Annotated in this window: 16 protein-coding genes; 10 read left to right on the forward strand and 6 right to left on the reverse strand. The window is 57.0% G+C overall.

From position 1 onward, the window contains the following. Positions 1-52: 52 nt before the first annotated feature. Both dinG and ybiB read left to right on the forward strand, forming a co-directional pair. A complete protein-coding gene (gene dinG / locus NYE92_RS21395; protein WP_014593252.1) occupies positions 53-2,215 on the forward strand; it encodes an ATP-dependent DNA helicase DinG in 2,163 nt (720 codons plus the stop codon). 27 nt (positions 2,216-2,242) lie between these two features. Continuing rightward, complete coding sequence (ybiB, locus tag NYE92_RS21400; RefSeq protein ID WP_014593253.1) at positions 2,243-3,211, forward strand: DNA-binding protein YbiB; 969 nt, start codon at positions 2,243-2,245, stop codon at positions 3,209-3,211. On the opposite strand, the gene NYE92_RS21405 is transcribed toward ybiB, so the two are convergent. After that, positions 3,208-4,371 carry a M20 aminoacylase family protein gene (locus NYE92_RS21405; RefSeq protein ID WP_259019419.1) on the reverse strand — a complete coding sequence of 388 codons (1,164 nt, stop codon included), beginning with the start codon at positions 4,369-4,371 and terminating at the stop codon, positions 3,208-3,210. The two genes, ybiB and NYE92_RS21405, sit on opposite strands and share 4 nt — an antisense overlap. A 142-nt stretch (positions 4,372-4,513) precedes the next feature. Next, complete coding sequence (locus NYE92_RS21410; RefSeq protein WP_019106162.1) at positions 4,514-5,569, reverse strand: LacI family DNA-binding transcriptional regulator; 1,056 nt, start codon at positions 5,567-5,569, stop codon at positions 4,514-4,516. A gap of 269 nt (positions 5,570-5,838) precedes the next feature. Here NYE92_RS21410 and NYE92_RS21415 point away from each other — a divergent pair, with 269 nt between their 5' ends. Beyond that, positions 5,839-7,035 (forward strand): L-talarate/galactarate dehydratase, encoded by a 1,197-nt coding sequence (locus tag NYE92_RS21415; RefSeq protein ID WP_013025150.1) that lies wholly within the window; start codon positions 5,839-5,841, stop codon positions 7,033-7,035. Positions 7,036-7,107: 72 nt separating this feature from the next. After that, entirely contained in the window at positions 7,108-8,421 is a 1,314-nt protein-coding gene (locus NYE92_RS21420; RefSeq protein WP_105078741.1) for an MFS transporter, read from the forward strand. A 98-nt stretch (positions 8,422-8,519) separates the two neighbouring features. On the opposite strand, the gene hutU is transcribed toward NYE92_RS21420, so the two are convergent. Together hutU and hutH are read right to left on the reverse strand one after the other, a co-directional pair. After that, positions 8,520-10,202: a urocanate hydratase gene (gene hutU / locus NYE92_RS21425; RefSeq protein WP_022623659.1), complete on the reverse strand. Its 1,683-nt coding sequence runs from the start codon at positions 10,200-10,202 to the stop codon at positions 8,520-8,522. A gap of 10 nt (positions 10,203-10,212) precedes the next feature. Then, complete coding sequence (gene hutH / locus NYE92_RS21430; RefSeq protein WP_014593259.1) at positions 10,213-11,769, reverse strand: histidine ammonia-lyase; 1,557 nt, start codon at positions 11,767-11,769, stop codon at positions 10,213-10,215. 303 nt (positions 11,770-12,072) lie between these two features. Here hutH and hutC point away from each other — a divergent pair, with 303 nt between their 5' ends. Continuing rightward, positions 12,073-12,828 (forward strand): histidine utilization repressor, encoded by a 756-nt coding sequence (hutC, locus tag NYE92_RS21435; protein WP_014606249.1) that lies wholly within the window; start codon positions 12,073-12,075, stop codon positions 12,826-12,828. On the opposite strand, the gene NYE92_RS21440 is transcribed toward hutC, so the two are convergent. Further along, positions 12,812-13,357 (reverse strand): HutD family protein, encoded by a 546-nt coding sequence (locus tag NYE92_RS21440; protein ID WP_014593260.1) that lies wholly within the window; start codon positions 13,355-13,357, stop codon positions 12,812-12,814. The two genes, hutC and NYE92_RS21440, sit on opposite strands and share 17 nt — an antisense overlap. Then, positions 13,354-14,709 (reverse strand): formimidoylglutamate deiminase, encoded by a 1,356-nt coding sequence (locus NYE92_RS21445; protein ID WP_072138656.1) that lies wholly within the window; start codon positions 14,707-14,709, stop codon positions 13,354-13,356. Before NYE92_RS21445 ends, NYE92_RS21440 begins: the two co-directional genes overlap by 4 nt. 84 nt (positions 14,710-14,793) lie before the next feature. Here NYE92_RS21445 and hutI point away from each other — a divergent pair, with 84 nt between their 5' ends. The 5 genes from hutI to NYE92_RS21470 all read left to right on the forward strand — a co-directional run bounded on the left by hutI (position 14,794) and on the right by NYE92_RS21470 (position 19,785). Next, positions 14,794-16,011, forward strand: a complete 1,218-nt coding sequence (gene hutI / locus NYE92_RS21450; protein ID WP_259019420.1) for an imidazolonepropionase — start codon at positions 14,794-14,796, stop codon at positions 16,009-16,011. After that, positions 16,008-16,799: an N-formylglutamate deformylase gene (gene hutG / locus NYE92_RS21455; RefSeq protein WP_259019421.1), complete on the forward strand. Its 792-nt coding sequence runs from the start codon at positions 16,008-16,010 to the stop codon at positions 16,797-16,799. The genes hutI and hutG overlap by 4 nt, the downstream gene beginning before the upstream one ends. Positions 16,800-17,461: 662 nt before the next feature. Then, a complete protein-coding gene (locus tag NYE92_RS21460) occupies positions 17,462-18,310 on the forward strand; it encodes a transporter substrate-binding domain-containing protein (RefSeq protein ID WP_014606246.1) in 849 nt (282 codons plus the stop codon). 12 nt (positions 18,311-18,322) lie between these two features. Continuing rightward, positions 18,323-19,042 carry an ABC transporter permease gene (locus tag NYE92_RS21465; protein ID WP_207806346.1) on the forward strand — a complete coding sequence of 240 codons (720 nt, stop codon included), beginning with the start codon at positions 18,323-18,325 and terminating at the stop codon, positions 19,040-19,042. Positions 19,043-19,053: 11 nt separating this feature from the next. Next, positions 19,054-19,785: an ABC transporter permease gene (locus tag NYE92_RS21470; protein ID WP_013025162.1), complete on the forward strand. Its 732-nt coding sequence runs from the start codon at positions 19,054-19,056 to the stop codon at positions 19,783-19,785.

The raw sequence follows: 19,785 nt of genomic DNA on the forward strand, positions 1-19,785 counted from the left end.
ACTGCGATACTGTGTAAAAATACAGGCCATCGAGTAAAGTGGTAATCTTAACATGGCCCTGACAGCAGCATTAAAAAGCCAGATCGCACAGTGGTATAAAGCGCTGCAGCAACAGGTGCCAGACTTTATTCCCCGTCCTGCTCAGCGGCAGATGATCGCGGAGGTCGCGAAATGTCTGTCGGGTGATGACGGGCGCCACCTGGCTGTAGAAGCGCCGACTGGCGTGGGCAAAACGCTTTCGTATCTTATTCCTGGCATCGCCGTCAGCCGCGCGGAAGAGAAGCGGCTGGTGATCAGCACGGCCAACGTCGCCTTGCAGGATCAGATCTTCAGCAAAGATTTGCCGTTGCTTAAAAAAATCATTCCGGATTTGACCTTCACGGCGGCCTTTGGCCGGGGGCGCTATGTGTGTCCGCGCAATCTGGCCGCGCTGGTCGCAGACGATAATCAGCAGGCCGATTTGCTGTTCTACCTGGATGATGAGGCGGTCAGCAGCACCAAAGAAGAGCAGATCCAGTGCGGACGGCTGCAAAAGTCACTGGATCGCTATCAGTGGGATGGCCTGCGCGATCACAGCGAGGAGAACGTCAGCGACAGCCTGTGGCAGCGTCTGTCTACTGACAAAGCCAGTTGCCTTGGCGTGCATTGCCGCTGGTACCGGGAATGTCCGTTTTTCGTTGCCCGGCGGGAAATCGAGCAGGTCGATGTCGTGGTGGCCAACCACGCGCTGGTGATGGCGGCCATGGAAAACGAATCGGTGCTGCCCCCGGCCAAAAATCTGATGCTGGTGCTGGATGAAGGGCATCACCTGCCTGAAGTGGCGCGTGATGCACTGGAGATGAGCGCCGATATCACGCCCGGCTGGACCAGCCTGCAGCTCGATCTATTTGTGAAGCTGGTGGAGGCGATTATGAGCCAGATGCGGCCCAAATCACCCCCGCCGCTGGCTAATCCCGAACGTCTTAAAGCCCACTGTGATGAACTGCGCGAACGCCTTGCCACCATAAGTGAGGCATTAAGCCCATTGCTTCCGCCGCACAATCAGCCCGGCGAGTTTCGTTTCGTGTTGGGCACCTTACCCGACGAGCTGCTGGCGCTGTGCGCCCGGCTGTTCAAGCTGAGCGACGGGCTACGTGGGCTCAGCGAAGGGTTGATTAACGCCTTGAGTGAACAAACCGGAAGCGTCGATCTCGTGCGTCTGCACCGCAATTTATTGCAGCTCAACCGCCACTTTGGCTGGTTTGAATCAGTCAGCAAGCTGTGGCGACTGGCTGCGATGGAAAAAGCCTCTGGTGCGCCCGTTTCAAAATGGATAACCCGTGAACTGCGCGACGGTCAGGCACACCTGTTCTTCCACTGCGCGGGAATTCGCGTCTGCGATCAGCTGGAAAAAATGCTGTGGCGCAAGATTCCTCACGTTGTCGTGACCTCCGCGACCTTGCGCTCATTGAACAGCTTTAGCCGCCTGCAGGAAATGTCGGGGTTGAATGAAAAGGCGGGCGACCGTTTTGTGGCACTGGCGTCGCCGTTCAGCCACGTCGATCAGGGCAAGCTGGTGATCCCGCAGATGCGCTACGAACCGTTGATGGCGAATGAGGCTGAGCACATCGCGGAGATGGCGGCCTTTTTCCGCCAGCAAATGCAGACAGAAAAGCATAAAGGCGTGCTGGTGTTGTTTGCCAGCGGGCGCGCCATGCAACAGTTTGTCGAGGCGCTGCCGGAATTACGACTGATGATGCTGGTGCAGGGCGATCAGCCCCGCAGTCGCCTGATCGCCCTGCACCGCAAACGGGTAGAGCAGGGCGATACCAGTATTCTCATCGGCCTGCAGTCGTTTGCGGAAGGGCTGGATTTAAAAGGTGAGCTGCTCAGTCAGGTACATATCCATAAAATTGCTTTTCCGCCCATAGACAGTCCGGTAATTTTAACCGAGGGCGAATGGCTGAAGAGCCTCAGGCGTTATCCGTTTGAGGTACAGAGCTTACCCAGCGCCTCTTTTACGCTGATTCAGCAGGTCGGGCGTTTGATCCGCAGCCATCAGTGTTTTGGCGAGATAGTTATTTACGATCGCCGCCTGTTGAGTAAAGCTTACGGCAGTCGGCTGCTGGCGGCGCTGCCGGTGTTTTCAATTGAGCAGCCGGTCACGCCTGAACCCGAGGCCAGAAACACCAAACCCAATCCCGGCACGCGCAAACCGCGTGCGAAGCGGCGTTAAGTCGTTGCCACTGAGCGGAAATGCGTGATGGAACTGAATAAAATTATCAAAGAAGTCGGGCGCGGTAAGAACCATGCTCGCGATATCGATTTCGACAGTGCCCTGGCACTCTACGGCGCAATGCTGGACGGCGAGGTGCCGGATCTTGAAATGGGCAGTATTTTAATCGCCCTGCGAATCAAAGGTGAAGGCGAAGCAGAAATGCGCGGCTTCTATCAGGCGATGCAGTCGCGTGTGATGCGCCTGCAGGCGCCGAGCGGTCGTCCCATGCCTGTGGTCATTCCCAGCTATAACGGTGCGCGCCGTCAGGGAAATTTAACCCCATTACTGGCGCAGGTGCTTAACAGGCTCGGTCTGCCCGTGCTGGTTCACGGCGTCAGTGACGATGCCACGCGCGTGACCAGCGAAGCGGTCTTTGCCGCGCTGGGGATCGTGCCGGTCACTACGGCCGAACAGGCACAGGCAAAGCTCGACAGGGGTGAGCTGGCCTTTATTACCATCGATCACCTCTGCCCACCCATGGCAAAACAGCTGTCGTTACGCTGGCGCATGGGCGTGCGTAACAGCGCCCACACGCTGGCGAAGCTGGCCACGCCGTTTGGTGAGCGCGAGGCCCTGCGCCTGTCAAGCGTATCCCACCCGGAGTATGTTCCACGGGTGGCGACCTTTTTTAGCGCTATCGATGCCCCCGCGATTCTGCTGAACGGGACCGAAGGTGAGGTTTATGCCAATCCGCAGCGCTGCCCGGCCATCAGCTATGTGGGCGGTGCAGCACAGCAGGCGGAGGTCTGGGTAGAGAGACAGCCGGAGGTAGCGGTGCCGCTGCCCGCCGACAAGTCGGCCGCCGAGACAGCGCGGTGGACGGAAGAGGTGCTGAATCACCAGCGCCCTCTACCAGAGGCGCTGCGACTGCAAATTGCCTGCTGCCTGCGCGCAAGCGGTCAGTGCGCCTCGCGGGAAGCCGGCCTTGAGAAACTGGCGGCGGCCGGTTTTTAACGGTGAGCCTGTGGCAGGGCGTGCTCAACCAGGTTTTGCCAGAAGCGGATACCGGTGGGGATGAGCGCATCGTTGAAATCGTAGTGAGCATTATGTAAGGGGGCGGATGGGGTTGCACCATCTGCACCGAGCCAGAAATAGGCCCCCGGGCAGGCTTCCAGCATGCAGGCGAAATCTTCAGAGGCCATAGAGGGATTCACCTGCCACCGCACCTGCTCTTCCCCCAGCGTACTGACGGCAACGTCGTGAACCTGCCGGGCCGGGCCTGCATGGTTGGTTGTCACCGGGTAGCCAGGTAGCCAGCGAATCGCGCCGCAGACGCCAAAGGGTTTCGGCAGCGTAGTGACAAAATCATCAATAAGCGCATGAACCCGTTTGCGCACATCGTCTTGCAGGCAGCGCACTGTGCCGCGCAGAACGATCTGTTCGGGAATCACGTTAATTGCCTCACCACCCTGAATCTGCGTGACGCTCACCACGGCTGAGGAAAGGGGAGAAAGGCGACGTGAGGGGATCGTTTGCAGGGCCAGAATCAGTTCAGCCGCCACCACCATCGGGTCGGCACCGCTTTCCGGCATGGCCGCGTGGCAGCTTTTACCGCTCAGCGTAATTTCAAACGCATCCAGAGAGGCCATCATCGCACCGGCGTTTACCGCCAGCGATCCCAGCGGCAGGCCGGGCCAGTTGTGCATTGCATAGACAGCATCCATGGGGAAACGGGTAAATAATCCCTCTTCCACCATTTTCCGGGCGCCGCCGAGGTTTTCTTCCGCAGGCTGAAAAATAAAATGCACCGTGCCGCTGAACTGACGCGTGGCGGCAAGCTGTCTGGCGGCCGCCAGTAAAATCGCCGTGTGGCCATCATGGCCGCAGGCGTGCATCACACCAGGTTTACTGGAGCGCCAGGCGGTTTCGCCTTTTTCATTGATGGGCAGCGCGTCCATATCGGCACGCAGGCCGATGACCGGTCCGCTTCCATTTTTCAGGGTGCCAACCACGCCCGTCCCGGCAAGACCACGAAATACCTGCAGGCCCGCCTGCTCAAGTTCATGCGCAACCTTATCGCTGGTCCGATGTTCCTGATAGCCGAGTTCGGGTTCGCGATGAAACTGGTGGCGCCAGCGCAGCGCATCATCAAGCAGGTCAGAGGAAAGAGTCATGCAATGTCGCGCTCCATATCATTCAGGAAGCTTCACTTTAGAGGCCGGGCGAGAGCGCGTCTATCGCCAGGCGCGATAAAATAGCGAATGGGCTAAATCAAAATGGAATAAGTAATAAACAAGCGTGCAACCGTATCGCCTGTTATGCCGACTCACGCTTAATTAAATGGAAGCCGATATCAATAATGCTTTCTGCGCAGGGACGCTGTTCGATCCGATCGGCCAGCAGCGTAGCGGCACGTTGGCCTATAGCGACCCGATCGACGCTGACCGTGGTGAGGGCAGGGCGATTGCTTGCAGCAAAATCCAGATCGCCAAAGCCCATCACCGCAATATCTTCAGGTACTCGCAGGCCACGGCTTTCTGCCTCCATAATCGCACCCTGTGCCAGCGTGTCTGAACTGCAGACGATGACGTCATACTCACCCTGATCGAAGAGCTGCGTTAAACCGGCGCGTCCGGATGCCAGAGAGGCGGGGAGCGCCGCGTCTGCCTGTGGGATTGCGTCAATTCCCTGCTGGCTGAAGACGTCACATAATCCCTGTTTACGCTGTCCGGCACGTTTGTCTGACGTCCACACCAGGCCGGGCCGACGGAAGCCTTGTTCAAGCAGGTATTCTGCCGTGGCCTGACCAACGCGTTGATGCGAGAATCCCACCAGCATATCGAGCGGCGTTGGCGTCAGATCCCAGATTTCAACGACCGGTATCGCGGCATTCAGGATCACCTTTTTAAGGGCGGCCGAATGATGGATCCCGGTCAGAACAATCCCGTCCGGACGTCGTGACAGCAGTGTTGCCACCAGTTCGGCTTCAGTATCAGTGCGATAGCCCGCCACGCTCAGCAGGATATGATAACCCCGCAAGCCCAGCTCATCACTCAACGACTGAATGGTATCCACGAACATGTTGTTGTTGATTTGCGGCACCACGACAGCGATGAGCTTACTGCGCCTTGAAGCCAGGCTTCCCGCCAGCGCATTAGGAATGTATCCCGTCACCCGCACCGCCTCCATGACTCTTTCTGCCGTTTTAGGCCGCACTAACTGCGGGGCATTCAGCACGCGGCTGACGGTCATCGGTGACAGTCCGGCATGGCGGGCGACATCTTCAAGCGTGGGCGCATGGGTCGGTTTCGAACTTTTCACGGCAATCCATTTCACGGTGACGGCGGTATTCGCACTGGCATTATTCTTCATGTTCCTGAGCATTTCCAGCCGGTGCGTTACGCATTAAGCAGTATGCGCTGACATGACTAAAAAAATTCGCGATAGATGTTAACGCAATCATTATGTTGTTTAACACGAAGAAAAAGTCATAAATGCGATCTCGCTGGCAGCATGGCTCCCTTTATGCAAGGTAAATGTGATCTGTTGTTCAAAATAAACACAACGCGGTTTTCTGCCGCAGGCCGGGATGTAAAGATAAAAATGTTAGGGCAATCATTTTTAGACCACAGGAGATAACTATGTCTGTAAGCGCAAATTCTAATGCCGTGAGCTATGCCAAAACGGTAAACGCAAAAACGGCGGCTGACGTCGGTGATCGTATTGAATGGGTCAAACTCTCCCTGTCGATTTTACCCCTGGCCACGCCCGTCAGCGATGCCAAGGTGCTGACAGGGCGCCAAAAGCCGTTAACCGAAGTGGCCATTATCATTGCTGAAATTCGTAGCCGTGAGGGTTTTGAAGGGGTGGGATTCAGCTATTCCAAACGCGCTGGCGGGCAGGGCATTTACGCGCATGCTAAGGAGATTGCCGATAATCTGCTGGGGGAAGATCCAAACGATATTGATAAAATCTACACCAAACTGCTGTGGGCGGGCGCATCGGTAGGACGAAGCGGCATGGCGGTGCAGGCTATCTCTCCCATTGATATTGCGCTGTGGGATATGAAAGCGAAACGCGCCGGGCTGCCGTTGGCAAAACTGTTAGGTTCCCATCGTGATTCCGTACAGTGCTACAACACCTCGGGCGGCTTCCTGCATACACCGCTGGAGCAGGTATTAAAGAACGTGGTGATTTCGCGTGAAAACGGCATCGGCGGGATCAAGTTGAAAGTGGGGCAGCCAAACTGTGCCGAAGACATTCGTCGCTTAACGGCAGTGCGTGAAGCGCTGGGCGACGATTTCCCGTTGATGGTTGATGCCAACCAACAGTGGGATCGTGAGACCGCTATCCGTATGGGCCGCAAAATGGAGCCGTTCAATCTGATCTGGATTGAAGAACCGCTGGATGCTTACGATGTGGAAGGCCATGCACAACTGGCCGCCGCGCTGGACACGCCCATTGCGACCGGTGAGATGCTCACCAGCTTCCGTGAGCATGAGCAACTGATTTTGGGCAACGCCAGTGATTTCGTTCAGCCGGATGCGCCGCGCGTGGGTGGCATTTCCCCTTTCCTGAAAATCATGGATCTGGCGGCGAAGCACGGTCGTAAGCTTGCGCCACATTTCGCCATGGAGGTTCACCTGCATCTGGCGGCGGCCTATCCGCTTGAGCCCTGGCTGGAGCATTTCGAATGGCTGAACCCGTTATTTAATGAGCAACTGGAATTACGTGACGGACGGATGTTTGTTTCAGATCGCCACGGACTTGGTTTTACGCTCAGCGAACAAGCACGAAGCTGGACTCAATTAACCTGTGAATTCGGCAAACGTCCCTAATCTTTTTGGCGGGAATCTCTCCCGCCACCTCTCCTTTTAAATCTCTCTCAACCCGATATCCAGGAGTGGGTGATGAATACAATAATAAAACGTACCAAGGTACGTTATTCTATTTTGCTATTTCTGTTTCTTGCCACCGTATTTAATTATGCCGATCGTGCGACGTTATCTGTTGTCGCGCCTTTTATGAGTCAGGAGTTGGGCTTTGATCCTGAAGCAATGGGGCTGGCCTTTTCGGCCTTTGGTATTGCCTATGTCATTATGCAATTACCCGGCGGCTGGTTACTGGACCGCTACGGTGCCCGCATGGTATACGGCTGTGCGCTGATTGGCTGGTCGCTGGTGACCATGCTGCAGGGCACGATTTATCTCTACGCCAGTCCGCTTATCGTTCTGGTGATTTTGCGTTTATTAATGGGCGCCATTGAAGCGCCAGCGTTTCCGGCAAACAGTCGGTTAAGTGTGCAGTGGTTTCCAAACAAAGAGCGGGGATTCGTGACGTCGATATATCAGTCAGCACAATATATCTCGCTCGGAATTATTACGCCTTTGATGACAATTATTCTTCATAATTTAAGTTGGCACTATGTTTTTTATTATATCGGCGCGATTGGCGTTATTTTAGGGATCGTCTGGCTGTTTAAAGTCAGAGATCCCTTACAGCATCCCAAAGTAAATCAGGAGGAAATCGAGTATATTCGTAACGGCGGTGGAGAACCCGCATTAGGCAGTAAAAAGGCGCAAGAGAAAATTACACTGGCGCAGTTTAAAAGCGTGTGTATTAACCGCATGATGATTGGTGTCTACATTGGCCAGTTTTGCGTTACCTCAATTACCTGGTTCTTCCTGACCTGGTTCCCTACCTATCTCTATCAGGCCAAGGGCATGTCGATTCTGAAAGTGGGATTTATTGCCAGTATACCGGCCATCGCGGGTTTTGTGGGCGGCCTGTTGGGCGGCGTGTTTTCTGATGCGTTACTCAAACGCGGTTACAGCCTGACGGTTGCGCGTAAACTGCCCGTCATCTGTGGGATGCTGCTCTCCTGTGTCATTGTTATCGCCAATTACACGTCCTCGGAAATTGTGGTGGTTGCGGCCATGAGCGTTGCCTTTTTCGCCAAAGGTTTTGGCAATCTGGGCTGGTGTGTGCTGAGCGATACATCGCCGAAAGAGGTGTTGGGCATTGCCGGTGGCGTTTTCAACATGTGCGGCAATATGGCCAGTATCGTTACCCCGCTGGTGATCGGGATCATTCTGGCAAATACGCAATCATTTGATTATGCGATTTTATATGTGGGATCGATGGGGCTGCTCGGCCTGATTTCCTATCTCTTTATTGTCGGGCCTTTGGAACGGATTACGCTGACGTCCACGAAGCCTGAGTAAGCCTGTTGCGAGTATTTCGCGCCGCTGTTCCGGAACCGCACTCCCCGGAACAGCGTTTTTTACCGCATGACGCGACTCAATAAAATCGGCGTTGCGGGTTATTGCATCGGTAAGTTCAGACCGTGTTTTGTCGCACACTGCTGTGCCTGTTCGTATCCCGCATCGGCATGACGCATCACGCCGGTAGCAGGATCGTTCCATAGCACGCGGCCCAGACGGGCATCAGCCGCTTCCGTGCCGTCGCACACAATCACCACGCCAGAATGCTGGGAGAAGCCCATGCCCACGCCACCACCATGATGCAGGCTCACCCAGGTCGCGCCGCCCGCCGTATTCAGCAGGGCGTTGAGCAGCGGCCAGTCGGATACCGCATCCGACCCATCTTTCATCGCTTCGGTTTCGCGGTTTGGCGAGGCAACAGAGCCACAGTCGAGGTGATCGCGACCGATCACAATCGGTGCTTTTAGCTCGCCGTTGCGTACCATTTCATTGAACGCGAGGGCCGCGAGATGGCGCTCACCCAATCCCAGCCAGCAGATACGCGCCGGTAAGCCCTGGAAGGCGATGCGTTCCTGCGCCATATCCAGCCAGCGATGCAGCGTTTTATGTTGCGGGAAAAGTTCTTTGAGTTTGGCATCCGTTTTATAGATATCTTCGGGGTCGCCAGACAGGGCAACCCAGCGGAACGGACCTTTACCTTCGCAAAACAGGGGACGGATATAGGCTGGCACAAAACCGGGAAAATCAAAGGCATTGCTGATGCCTTCATCCAGTGCGACCTGGCGAATGTTGTTGCCATAATCGACGGTAGGAATGCCCATATGACAGAAGTCGAGCATCGCCTGAACGTGGACGGCCATAGAGGCACGGGCAGCTTTCTCCACGGCTTTAGGATGTGTCTTGCGTTCCTGCTCCCAGCGTGAGACGTCCCAGTCAATGGGCAGATAGCCGTTAAGGGGATCGTGCGCCGAAGTCTGGTCGGTGACGATGTCAGGCTTAGGTCCACCCGCTTTGGCGCGCTTAACCAGCTCGGGCAGGATTTCCGCCGCATTGCCCAGCAGGCCGACAGAAATGGCTTTCTTCGCTTTGGTCGCCTCATCAATCAGGGCCAGTGCCTCATCCAGCGAGGTGGCTTTGTAATCGACATAACGCGTGCGTAAACGAAAATCGATACGGGATTCCTGACACTCAATCGCCAGTACGCAGGCGCCCGCCAGCACGCCTGCCAAGGGTTGCGCACCACCCATGCCACCTAAACCGGCGGTCAGGATCCAGCGTCCGCTTAGATCATTGTTATAGTGCTGGCGTCCGGCCTCGACAAACGTCTCGTAGGTGCCCTGAACGATTCCCTGGGCGCCAATGTAAATCCATGAGCCGGCCGTCATCTGGCCATACATCATCAGCCCGGCTTTATCCAGTTCGTGGAAGTGATCCCAGTTAGCCCAGTGAGGAACCAGATTGGAGTTGGCCAGCAGGACGCGGGGAGCATCCGCATGGGTACGAAACACGCCGACGGGTTTGCCCGACTGGATCAACAGGGTTTCGTCCGGCTGCAGGAGCTGCAGCGATCGTAAAATTTGCTCAAAACATTCCCAGTTGCGCGCGGCTTTACCAATACCGCCGTACACCACCAGATCTTCCGGACGTTCTGCCACGTCGGGATCCAGGTTGTTCTGAATCATGCGGTAAGCCGCTTCAATTAACCAGTTAGCGCAGTGCAGTTCATTTCCACGCGGCGCACGGATCTCGCGTGCTACCGCTTTAGACAGGGTTTCGCTCATGACGGATTCCTTATTTAACTGAATAGGTGCCCATGCTGGGTAGTAATGCGGTGAGTGCCTCTGGCCAGTCGCAGCGGCTTGCCCACTGACGCATCGCCTCAATGTCGGGTGCCAGCAGGCGGTCTTCTTCCAGGAAGGCAACGCGTTCGCGGATGCGGCCAATGGCCTGCTCTATCGGTGCAGAACTTTGCAAGGGACGATGAAACTCAATGCCCTGGGCGGCGGCCATCGCTTCAATGCCCACCACGGCGGCGCTGTTGAAGCACATATCCCCCAAGCGGCGGGCGGCATAGGTGGCCATGGAAACGTGATCTTCCTGGTTAGCCGAGGTCGGTAAGCTGTCTACACTGCCGGGATGGGCCAGCGATTTATTTTCTGATGCCAGCGCCGCCGCAGTGACCTGGGCAATCATAAAGCCGGAGTTCACGCCGCCGTCGCGAACCAGGAAAGGTGGCAGTCCGGACAGGCCGGTATCCAGCAGCAGGGCCAGTCGACGTTCCGAGATAGCGCCCACTTCAGCCACGGCCAGCGCAATAATGTCGGCTGCAAAGGCGACCGGTTCAGCATGGAAGTTGCCGCCGGAGATCACATCGCCGGTTTCGCTGAAAACCAGCGGATTATCAGAGGCGGCGTTGGCTTCAATTTGCAGGACGCGCGCGGCATGAGAGAGGTTATCCAGGCAGGCGCCCATTACCTGAGGTACGCAGCGGATAGAATAGGGATCCTGTACCCGGCCACAGTGGGTATGTGAACCGAGGATTTCGCTTCCTTCAATCAGGCTGGTAATCGCGGCGGCCACGGCAATCTGCCCGTGCTGACCGCGCGCCTGATGGATACGGGCATCGAAGGGTTTTAACGAACCTTTGATCGCTTCTAACGACAGGGCGCCCGCCAGTAAACCTGCGGCAAACAGGTTTTCGGCTTCAAACAGGCCACGCAGCGCCAGCGCCGTGGAAACCTGGGTGCCGTTAAGCAATGCCAGACCTTCTTTCGGGCCCAGAACAAAGGGCGTCAACCCGACTTTAGCCAGGCCTTCTGTCGCCGCAATAAGTTCCCCTTTGAACCTGACCTGACCTTCACCAAGCAGCATCAGCGACATATGCGCCAGCGGTGCCAGATCGCCCGAGGCACCCACCGATCCTTTTTCCGGAATGCACGGCATGATGCCGGCATTAAACAGGGCCAGCAGGGCATCGATCAGTTCGATGCGTACACCCGAATGGCCCCGCGAAAGGCTGATCACTTTGCTGGCGACGACCAGCCGCGTGACGTTATCAGGCAGTAAATTCCCTAACCCGACGCTGTGGGACAGCACCAGATTACGTTGCAGATCCGCCAGACGGCTGGCGGGGATCTGGGTTTGGGCCAGTTTGCCAAAACCGGTGTTAATGCCGTAAACCACGCTGCCGGAGGCGACGATCGCGTCAACGGTGCGTTGTGCCTCGGCGACGGCCTGGCGGGCGCCATCGTCGAGGCTGAGGGTAACGTTGCCCTGATAAATTGCGCGTAACGTCGCGAGATCAACATTACCTGGCACCAGGTGTAATACCTGAGTCGAACCTGACATAACCTGCTCCTGTCTATACAAGGGTTGGGTTGCCGCAGGGCATCTTTATTGACCCTGATCAACTGAATAACGCGAGTGAACCATAAGTGTCTATTCTTGTCTATACAAGTTGCAATCAGCGTGCCAAACCGATCACAAAATTGATCGGGCGTCAGGGCAGGGGGGAGCGAGCAACGACCGGTATTGCTGCACCTTTATCAGGCAGCAGGTGCACGGTTAAAGTGCTGAAACCGCGTCTGAATGTATATACATCCAACCCTGCAGGCAGTAAACTCTGCGCATTATCTGCGAAAGGAAAACGTTATGGCCGAGCATACGGCAATTGCACAACTGGCGGCGGCCATGAGCGATGAACCTGCGCCTATTTATCAACGGGTCAAGCAGGCTATCATCAGCCAGATTCGTGAAGGACACTGGAAAGCAAATCAGCGCGTGCCCTCCGAAAGCGAGCTGGTCAATGAACTAGGCGTGAGCCGGATGACCATCAATCGTGCATTACGCGAGCTGACCAGCGAAGGGTTTCTGGTGCGTATGCAGGGCGTGGGAACATTCGTTGCCGAAATGAAAGGCTATACGGCCATGCTCGAAGTGCATAACATCGCCGATGAAATTGCCCAGCGCGGTCACCAGCACAGCTGCAAAATTCTGATGATGGGTCAGAACAAAGCCGATCCCGAGCAGGCTTCGGTTCTGGGGCTGACCACCGGGCAAACGCTGTTTCATTCGCTGATTGTGCATTATGAAAACGAGTTGCCGGTGCAGCTTGAAGACCGACTGGTGAATCCGCAGCTGGCTCCGGACTATCTGACTCAGGATTACCATACGCTCACGCCTTATACCTATCTGATGCGGGCGGCGCCGTTAACGGCAGGCGAGCACATCGTTGAAGCGGTGATGCCCGATGCGCGTCAGCGTAAACATCTGGCGATCGATGAGCATGAGCCCTGTCTGCTTATCCGCCGCCAGACCTGGAGCGACAATAAAATCGTGACCTATGCGCGATTACTCTATCCGGGCTCGCGCTATAAGCTGCTGGGCCGCTTCAAAGGACACGGGTAAGGCGCACGAACAGCAGTCTTGCCTCCGGACTGGCTGGCGAGAGCAGGGTGGAGTGATCTACCCACCATGTCCCCTGCTGCGCCTCTAACCGCGCGTCATCCGCGATGCGCCATTCTCCGGCTAACACCCACGCTACGCCGTGCTCGCTGCAGACGGCTTGCGTAACGACGTCGGCCTGCGCCCGCCATGCGTCACGCCGCGTCATGACGTTAAAATCCTGACTGGCCTCTTTGCCTTCCAGACTGGCTTCAAGCGCCCATTCACCCGCGAAAGCCCAGGGAACTTCAGGCAGTAAGCGGTGCTCGCCTGCCGGACCTCGCAGCAGCACCGGGCTGCCGTTCAGCAGAGTAATGGTGCGATCTATGCCGTTGAACGTCGAAAACGGGCCGTCCTGAGCAATGGTCGCAATACTGGCTCGCCAGGCGAAATCGTCGGCATCAGGCGGAAAGCTGATAATCTCGCGTGTTTCGCCTCCGCCGTTGCGCCAGCGGCTAGCGGGTAAGTTTTCCAGAGAAAATAACGTTCTCATTGCAGCGCCGCCATTGCCTGGGCGAAGCGCGCCGCGCAGGCGTGTTCTTCGGCATGATGCCCGTCGTTAATGACCCGATTGCCCGCCACATACACGTCGCGAATCTGATCGCGCTGGCCCGCAAACAGCCATCGGTTAAGCAGGGCGTGGTCATTCACGCTGCCCAGCCAGGCCTGATCGCGCAGTACCAGCCAGTCGGCGCGCTGCCCCACGGCCAGTGAACCACTCCTGATCCCACAGGCCTGAGCGCCGCCTGCAGCTGCCTGCTGCCACAGCAGGTCGCCGACGGAAGGCTGGTGAGCCAGGGCGATACGGTTACGACGGCGGTCGCGCAGACGCTGAGCATATTCCAGCCAGCGCAGCTCTTCCTGAACGCTCAATGAGACATGGCTGTCAGAGCCGATGCCCCAGCGACCGCCCTGAGCGATATAGTCCACCGCCGGGAAAATGCCGTCGCCAAGATTGGCTTCGGTAGTCGGACACAACCCGGCGACCGCGCCGCTGGTGGCAAGGCGCGTCACCTCGCTGTCATCAAGATGTGTGGCATGGATCAGGCACCAGCGCGCGTCAACGTCAAAGCGGTTCATCAGCCAGCTCACCGGGCGCTCGCCGCTCCAGGCCATGCTGTCGTTCACCTCTTTTTCCTGCTCGGCAACGTGGATGTGCACCGGTAACGACCGATCGCTGGCGGCTAACACTTCGTGCATTTGCACTTCGCTCACCGCACGCAGTGAGTGAAAGCACAGGCCCACGTTGTGCAATGGCTTGTCTTTCACCCACGTCTGCAGGCGTGCCTGCTGTTGCAGGTAGTTGTCGGTCTGCTGAATAAAGCGTTTCTGCCCGGCCACAGGCGGCTGCGCGCCAAACCCGCTGTAGCTGTAAAGCACCGGAAGCAGGGTCTGACCAATGCCTGCCGTCTCGGCGGCGGCAATCAACTGCTGCAGCATGGCATCATCCGCATAGGGCAGGCCGTTAACGTCGTGATGCAGATAATGGAATTCTGCAACCTGGCAGTAGCCACCTTTTAACATATCGATGTACAGCAACGCGGCAATATCGCCCACCTGCTGGGGCGTCAGGCGCTGCACCATGCGATACATTAAGTCGCGCCAGGTCCAGAAGCTGTCTTGCGGATCGCCCGCCACTTCGGCCAGACCGGCCATGGCGCGCTGAAAAGCATGAGAGTGCAGATTTGCGATAGCGGGAATGACCTCGCCGGGTAAGCGACATGCCTGACGGTCATCACTGTTGGGCGTGATGGCCTCAATGATTCCGGCCGGACTGACGTGGATGCGTACCTGTTTGTTCCATCCGTCAGCCAGCAGTGCGCGGGGCGCAAAAAAAGTTGCCATAGTTGATCCTCAAGGGATGTGGTTGTATATACATATACATACTTTAAAGTGGGCTGTAAACGGCGAGAGTAACGAGAGGCAGGAATGGCAGAAGAACTCCAGGTAGACAGTGTGTGGACCGGTGCTGATGTGGTGACCATGCGCGGTGGCCGCTACGCGATGATTGAGCAGGGGGCGCTGGCGGTGAAGGCAGACAAGCTGGTGTGGGTAGGCGCCGCCGCGGATATGCCTGCCTTTAGCGCACAAAAACATCATCAGTTACCGGGCGGGATCATCACGCCAGGGCTGGTCGATTGTCATACGCATCTGGTTTTTGGTGGGGATCGCAGTCAGGAATTTGAACAGCGTCTCAACGGGGTCAGTTATGCCGACATAGCGGCACAGGGCGGGGGCATCCTCTCTACCGTTCGGGCTACGCGCGCGGCCAGCGAGCAGGCGCTGGTTTCATCGGCCCGCTGGCGACTGAATCGTTTACTGGCTGAAGGCGTGACGACTGTCGAGATCAAATCCGGTTACGGGCTGGACGAAGAGAGCGAATTACGTATGCTGCGCGCCATCCGCCAACTGGGTAAAGAGGTGGCTGCGGATGTGCAGGCAACCTGCCTTGCTGCGCACGCTTTTCCGCCGGAATTTAAACAGGATCCCGAGGGCTGGATAGCGATTATCTGCGAACGCCTGCTGCCTCAGGTCGAAGCCGAAGGGCTGGCTGACGCGGTTGATGCTTTCTGTGAACATCTGGCCTTTTCTCCTCAGCAGGTAGCCCGGGTGTTTGAGCGGGCAAAGGCGCTGGGGCTGCCGGTAAAACTTCATGCAGAGCAGTTGTCTGCGCTGGGTGGTGCGGCGCTGGCAGCACGCCATGACGCGCTCTCAGCCGATCATCTGGAATATGCCACCGAGCAGGATGTCCAGGCGATGGCCGGGCACGGCACGGTCGCGGTACTGCTGCCTGGCGCATTTTACCTGTTACGGGAAACGCAGCGCCCACCTGTGGCGCTGTTTCGCCGCTATGGCGTGCCCATGGCGCTGGCGAGTGATGCCAACCCTGGCACCTCTCCGGCCCTGTCACTGCGGTTAATGCTCAATATGGGCTGCACGCTGTTTGGCATGACGCCGGAAGAGGCGCTGGCCGGCGTCACCCTGTGGGGCGCGAAGGCGCTAGGGCTGGAAGCCAGCCACGGCTCGCTTGAGGCTGGCAAAGTTGCCAGTTTTGTCCACTGGCCGCTGGCTCGCCCGGCGGAACTGGTTTACTGGCTGGGCGGTGAACTGCCCTGTACGGTCATCTATCGCGGAGAAGCACAATGACACCTTTTCATTTCACCCAGGGCAATATTCCTCTACTGGTCAGTATCCCTCATGCCGGTACGCTGTTGACACCGGAAGTGGAGGAGGGACTCAGCGAGGCCGCCCGCAACTTACCTGACACCGACTGGCACCTGCCACAACTTTATGATTTTCTGCGTGATATGGGAGCGAGCATTATCATCGGTCGCTACTCACGATTTGTTATCGATCTGAATCGCCCGTCGGATAATCAACCGCTCTATACCACGGCTACGACCGGCCTGTTCCCCGAAACCCTGTTTGACGGCACGCCGACTTTTATCGAGGGCAAAACGCCCACGGATGCGCAGCGCCAGGGCTACATCAACGCTATCTGGCAACCTTACCATCAGCAGATTCAGCAGACGCTGGCGCAAATGAAAGCGGAGTTTGGTTACGCTTTGCTGTTTGATGCGCACTCTATTGCCAGTGAAATTCCCCGTCTGTTTGAGGGGCGGTTGCCGGATCTCAATATTGGTACCAACGATGGGGCGAGCTGCAGCAGTGCCGTGATTAACGGACTCACCTCGGTGTGCCGCGCGCAGGATCGCTACAGCTGGGTGGTGAACGGCCGTTTCAAAGGTGGTTATATCACGCGTGCTTACGGGCAGCAGCAGCAGCAGGTTCAGGCTGTGCAGCTGGAGCTGTCGCAAATTAACTATATGGATGAAACGCCGCCGTTTACCTGGCATGAAGCGCGGGCTGCGCAGTTGAAGAAGGTGTTAAAGCCGCTGCTGCATAGCTTTCTCGAACAGGGAAAAACGGGCTGAGGCGTAACCCAATCACCGCGGCCCGGCTGGCGGTTTTGGCCGGCGCAGAATAACGGACCTGATGGGCTTCGGCCACTTAGCGCCCGTTGGCACAATAGCACACAGCCGGGCGCCACGCTGGGTCCCGGCTGCCTCCTTTTACCGCATACCGCACGACTTTCTCCCACGACTCTCAGCATCTTTTCGCCTGTTCAGGCAAGGCATTTACAGGTGCGCGCCAGGCATGAAGAGGCTGAGCGATGATGTTCGCCAGACCGGTGAGAGGGGCTAAATGCAGGGCGCTTATCCGTGATCCCCGCCAGGCGATAACATAATCGGTTGCCGATCTGTTTCTGTCCGCCGCAGCACTGCGCGCAAGTTTGCGCTGAATGTGTGCAGTGCTGCACCTGAAACGGGCATTGGCCTGGTAAGAGCACTTTCACCGGGCAATAGGGCGGCGGTTGCCGAGCGTCCTGAACTGGCACGACCTTTGCTAGGTTGTATGTACAAGTTAGCTCTGTTCGATATCCCGTTGCTATTTATCGTGTCTGGCTCACAAAACGATCAAGCCGACAATGAATTCGACAATGTTAGCTTGTATATACATGATTCATCATCTTGTAAGTTTTTTGTTAAAACAACACTGACACTCTTAAAACGCATTTTCATCCAGGAGAAGCCGTATGAAGCACCCCGAAGCGTTTCGCCGTTTTTGCCTTACAACCCTGTTTTCCAGCCTGCTGCTCAGCACCGTTGCGGTGCAGGCGAAAGAGTGGAAATCGATCACGATAGCGACGGAAGGCAGCTATGAACCCTGGAACCTGACGCTGCCCGGCGGCAAACTCGGGGGATTTGAGCCGGAACTCATGGCCAACCTGTGCAAGCGCATGGGCATGGAATGCAAACTGGTTGTCCAGAACTGGGATGGCATGATTGCCGGGCTGAATGCGGGTAAATACGACGTGATCATGGACGCCATTGTGATCACGCCAGAGCGAAAAAAAGTGGTCAGTTTTACGCTTCCCTATGCCTCTACGCCAGCCACCTTTATTGCCGTAAAAGGGACGCTGCTCCCCCCGGGCAAGGGCGTGACGAAGTTGCATGATGATGAAAAAGAGATTGAAGCCGCGCTGGCACCGATAAAGGCGGCCCTGAAAGGAAAAACCATCGGTATTGCCTCCGGCACGGTATACACGCCTTTTATCGATAAATATTTCAAAGGCGTGGCCGACATACGCGAATACACCACCTCTGCCGATGCCATTCTGGATTTACAGGCTGGACGTATTGATGCGGTGTTTGACGATGTGACCTTTGCCAAATCAATGCTGACGCGCAAAGACAACAGCAACCTGGCCTTCAGCGGTCCGCAACTGGGCGGCCCGATCTGGGGCGAAGGTGAAGCCATGGGCGTGCGGATGGCAGACGGCGATCTGAAAGCAAAACTGGACGATGCCATCAAGGCCGCGCTGGCTGACGGCACCGTAAAAGAGCTCAGCGAGAAATGGTTTAAAACTGACGTTACGCCATAAGTGAGGTCGAGCATGATGAGCCTGCTGGGTTTTGGCGCAGATGGCTGGGGGCGGCTGATAGTGAGCGCAACGTTCACTACATTGCTGTTGTCGCTGGTCGCGCTGATGGTAGGAGCCGTCGTGGGCTCAGGCATCGCCGCGGCGAAATTGTCTTCTCACCGTCCCTTACGCTGGTTGGGTGAGGGCTATTCGGTGATTTTTCGCGGCATCCCGGAGCTACTGGTGATCTACCTGTTTTACTTTGGTGGTTCAGGCCTGATCACCCAGATCGGTCAAATATTTGGTGCGCAGGGATTTATCGAGGCGCCGCCTTTTCTGATCGGCGCGCTGGCGATCGGGCTGATTTCGGGCTCCTACCAGGCTGAAGTTTATCGTGCTGCCCGGCTGGCGCTGTCCCGGGGCGAAGTGGAAGCGGCGGTGGCAACAGGCATGTCGCGCTGGCGAATTCGTCAGCGCATCCTGCTGCCTCAGGTGGCGCGCTACGCGCTGCCTGGCCTGTCCAATGTCTGGCAGATGAGCCTGAAAGACTCTGCGTTGGTTTCGGTCACCGGCATCGTGGAGCTGATGCGCGCCAGTCAGGTGGCGGCGGGTTCTACGCGTGACTACTTCACCTTTTATCTGATCGGCGGCGGATGCTATCTGTTGTTAACTGTGCTGTCGAATCGGGCTTTTCTGCGCGTGGAAGCTCGTCTGGGCCGCGCCTGGCAGAGCCGAACGGCGGCACAGCATTAAGGAACCGCACCATGATCGATTTTGCCTTTCTTGCTGATACTTTCCTGAAGTTAAGCGCCGCCCTGCCGGTTACGCTCGGCCTGTTTATCAGTTCATTCCTGTGCGGCGGCGTGCTGGCGGTGGGCATTCTGGCGCTGCGCATGAGCCGCTGGCGCATACTGAGCAGTTTTGCCCGTGGCTATATTCTGGTGTTTCGCGGTTCTCCCCTGATGATCCAGCTGTTTTTAATCTATTACGGCCTGGGCCAGTTTGGCGTGATTCGCCACAGTTTTGTCTGGCCGTTTTTACGTGAGCCATTCAGCTGTGCCGTGCTGGCGCTGTCCCTGTGCACCGCTGCCTATACGGCAGAAATCCTGCGTGGTGCGTTGCTGGCGGTGCCCGCCGGGCAGGTGGAAGCCGGTATGGCGTGCGGTATGTCGCGCTGGCTGCTGCTGCGGCGCATTATTGCGCCCGTGATGTTGCGCTATGCCTTGCCGGCCTATTCAACCGAAGCCATTTTGCTGGTGAAGTCCACCGCACTCGCCAGCCTGGTTACCGTGTGGGATGTCACGGGCGTCGCGCAGCAGATTATCCAGCGTACCTACCGCACGATGGAAGTGTTTCTGTGTGCCGCCGCCATTTACCTGATCCTCAATTTCATCATCGTGCAGCTGTATGCCCTGCTTGAGCGTCGACTGACGCCGGTTCATCAGCCCGCAAAGAAGCCGCTAGCGGCCATTAAACCCGTCCCTGGGGGAGATTAA

The organism is Pantoea sp. B566, from assembly GCF_024793925.1.
Taxonomy (GTDB): Bacteria; Pseudomonadota; Gammaproteobacteria; order Enterobacterales; family Enterobacteriaceae; genus Pantoea; species Pantoea ananatis.

What these genes read in the sequence shown, in the direction of transcription:
- dinG (WP_014593252.1), top strand. Translation starts at nt 53, where the DNA reads ATGGCCCTGACAGCAGCATTAAAAAGCCAGATCGCACAGTGGTATAAA.
- ybiB (WP_014593253.1), top strand. Translation starts at nt 2,243, where the DNA reads ATGGAACTGAATAAAATTATCAAAGAAGTCGGGCGCGGTAAGAACCAT.
- NYE92_RS21405 (WP_259019419.1), bottom strand. Translation starts at nt 4,371, where the DNA reads ATGACTCTTTCCTCTGACCTGCTTGATGATGCGCTGCGCTGGCGCCAC.
- NYE92_RS21410 (WP_019106162.1), bottom strand. Translation starts at nt 5,569, where the DNA reads ATGAAGAATAATGCCAGTGCGAATACCGCCGTCACCGTGAAATGGATT.
- NYE92_RS21415 (WP_013025150.1), top strand. Translation starts at nt 5,839, where the DNA reads ATGTCTGTAAGCGCAAATTCTAATGCCGTGAGCTATGCCAAAACGGTA.
- NYE92_RS21420 (WP_105078741.1), top strand. Translation starts at nt 7,108, where the DNA reads ATGAATACAATAATAAAACGTACCAAGGTACGTTATTCTATTTTGCTA.
- hutU (WP_022623659.1), bottom strand. Translation starts at nt 10,202, where the DNA reads ATGAGCGAAACCCTGTCTAAAGCGGTAGCACGCGAGATCCGTGCGCCG.
- hutH (WP_014593259.1), bottom strand. Translation starts at nt 11,769, where the DNA reads ATGTCAGGTTCGACTCAGGTATTACACCTGGTGCCAGGTAATGTTGAT.
- hutC (WP_014606249.1), top strand. Translation starts at nt 12,073, where the DNA reads ATGGCCGAGCATACGGCAATTGCACAACTGGCGGCGGCCATGAGCGAT.
- NYE92_RS21440 (WP_014593260.1), bottom strand. Translation starts at nt 13,357, where the DNA reads ATGAGAACGTTATTTTCTCTGGAAAACTTACCCGCTAGCCGCTGGCGC.
- NYE92_RS21445 (WP_072138656.1), bottom strand. Translation starts at nt 14,709, where the DNA reads ATGGCAACTTTTTTTGCGCCCCGCGCACTGCTGGCTGACGGATGGAAC.
- hutI (WP_259019420.1), top strand. Translation starts at nt 14,794, where the DNA reads ATGGCAGAAGAACTCCAGGTAGACAGTGTGTGGACCGGTGCTGATGTG.
- hutG (WP_259019421.1), top strand. Translation starts at nt 16,008, where the DNA reads ATGACACCTTTTCATTTCACCCAGGGCAATATTCCTCTACTGGTCAGT.
- NYE92_RS21460 (WP_014606246.1), top strand. Translation starts at nt 17,462, where the DNA reads ATGAAGCACCCCGAAGCGTTTCGCCGTTTTTGCCTTACAACCCTGTTT.
- NYE92_RS21465 (WP_207806346.1), top strand. Translation starts at nt 18,323, where the DNA reads ATGATGAGCCTGCTGGGTTTTGGCGCAGATGGCTGGGGGCGGCTGATA.
- NYE92_RS21470 (WP_013025162.1), top strand. Translation starts at nt 19,054, where the DNA reads ATGATCGATTTTGCCTTTCTTGCTGATACTTTCCTGAAGTTAAGCGCC.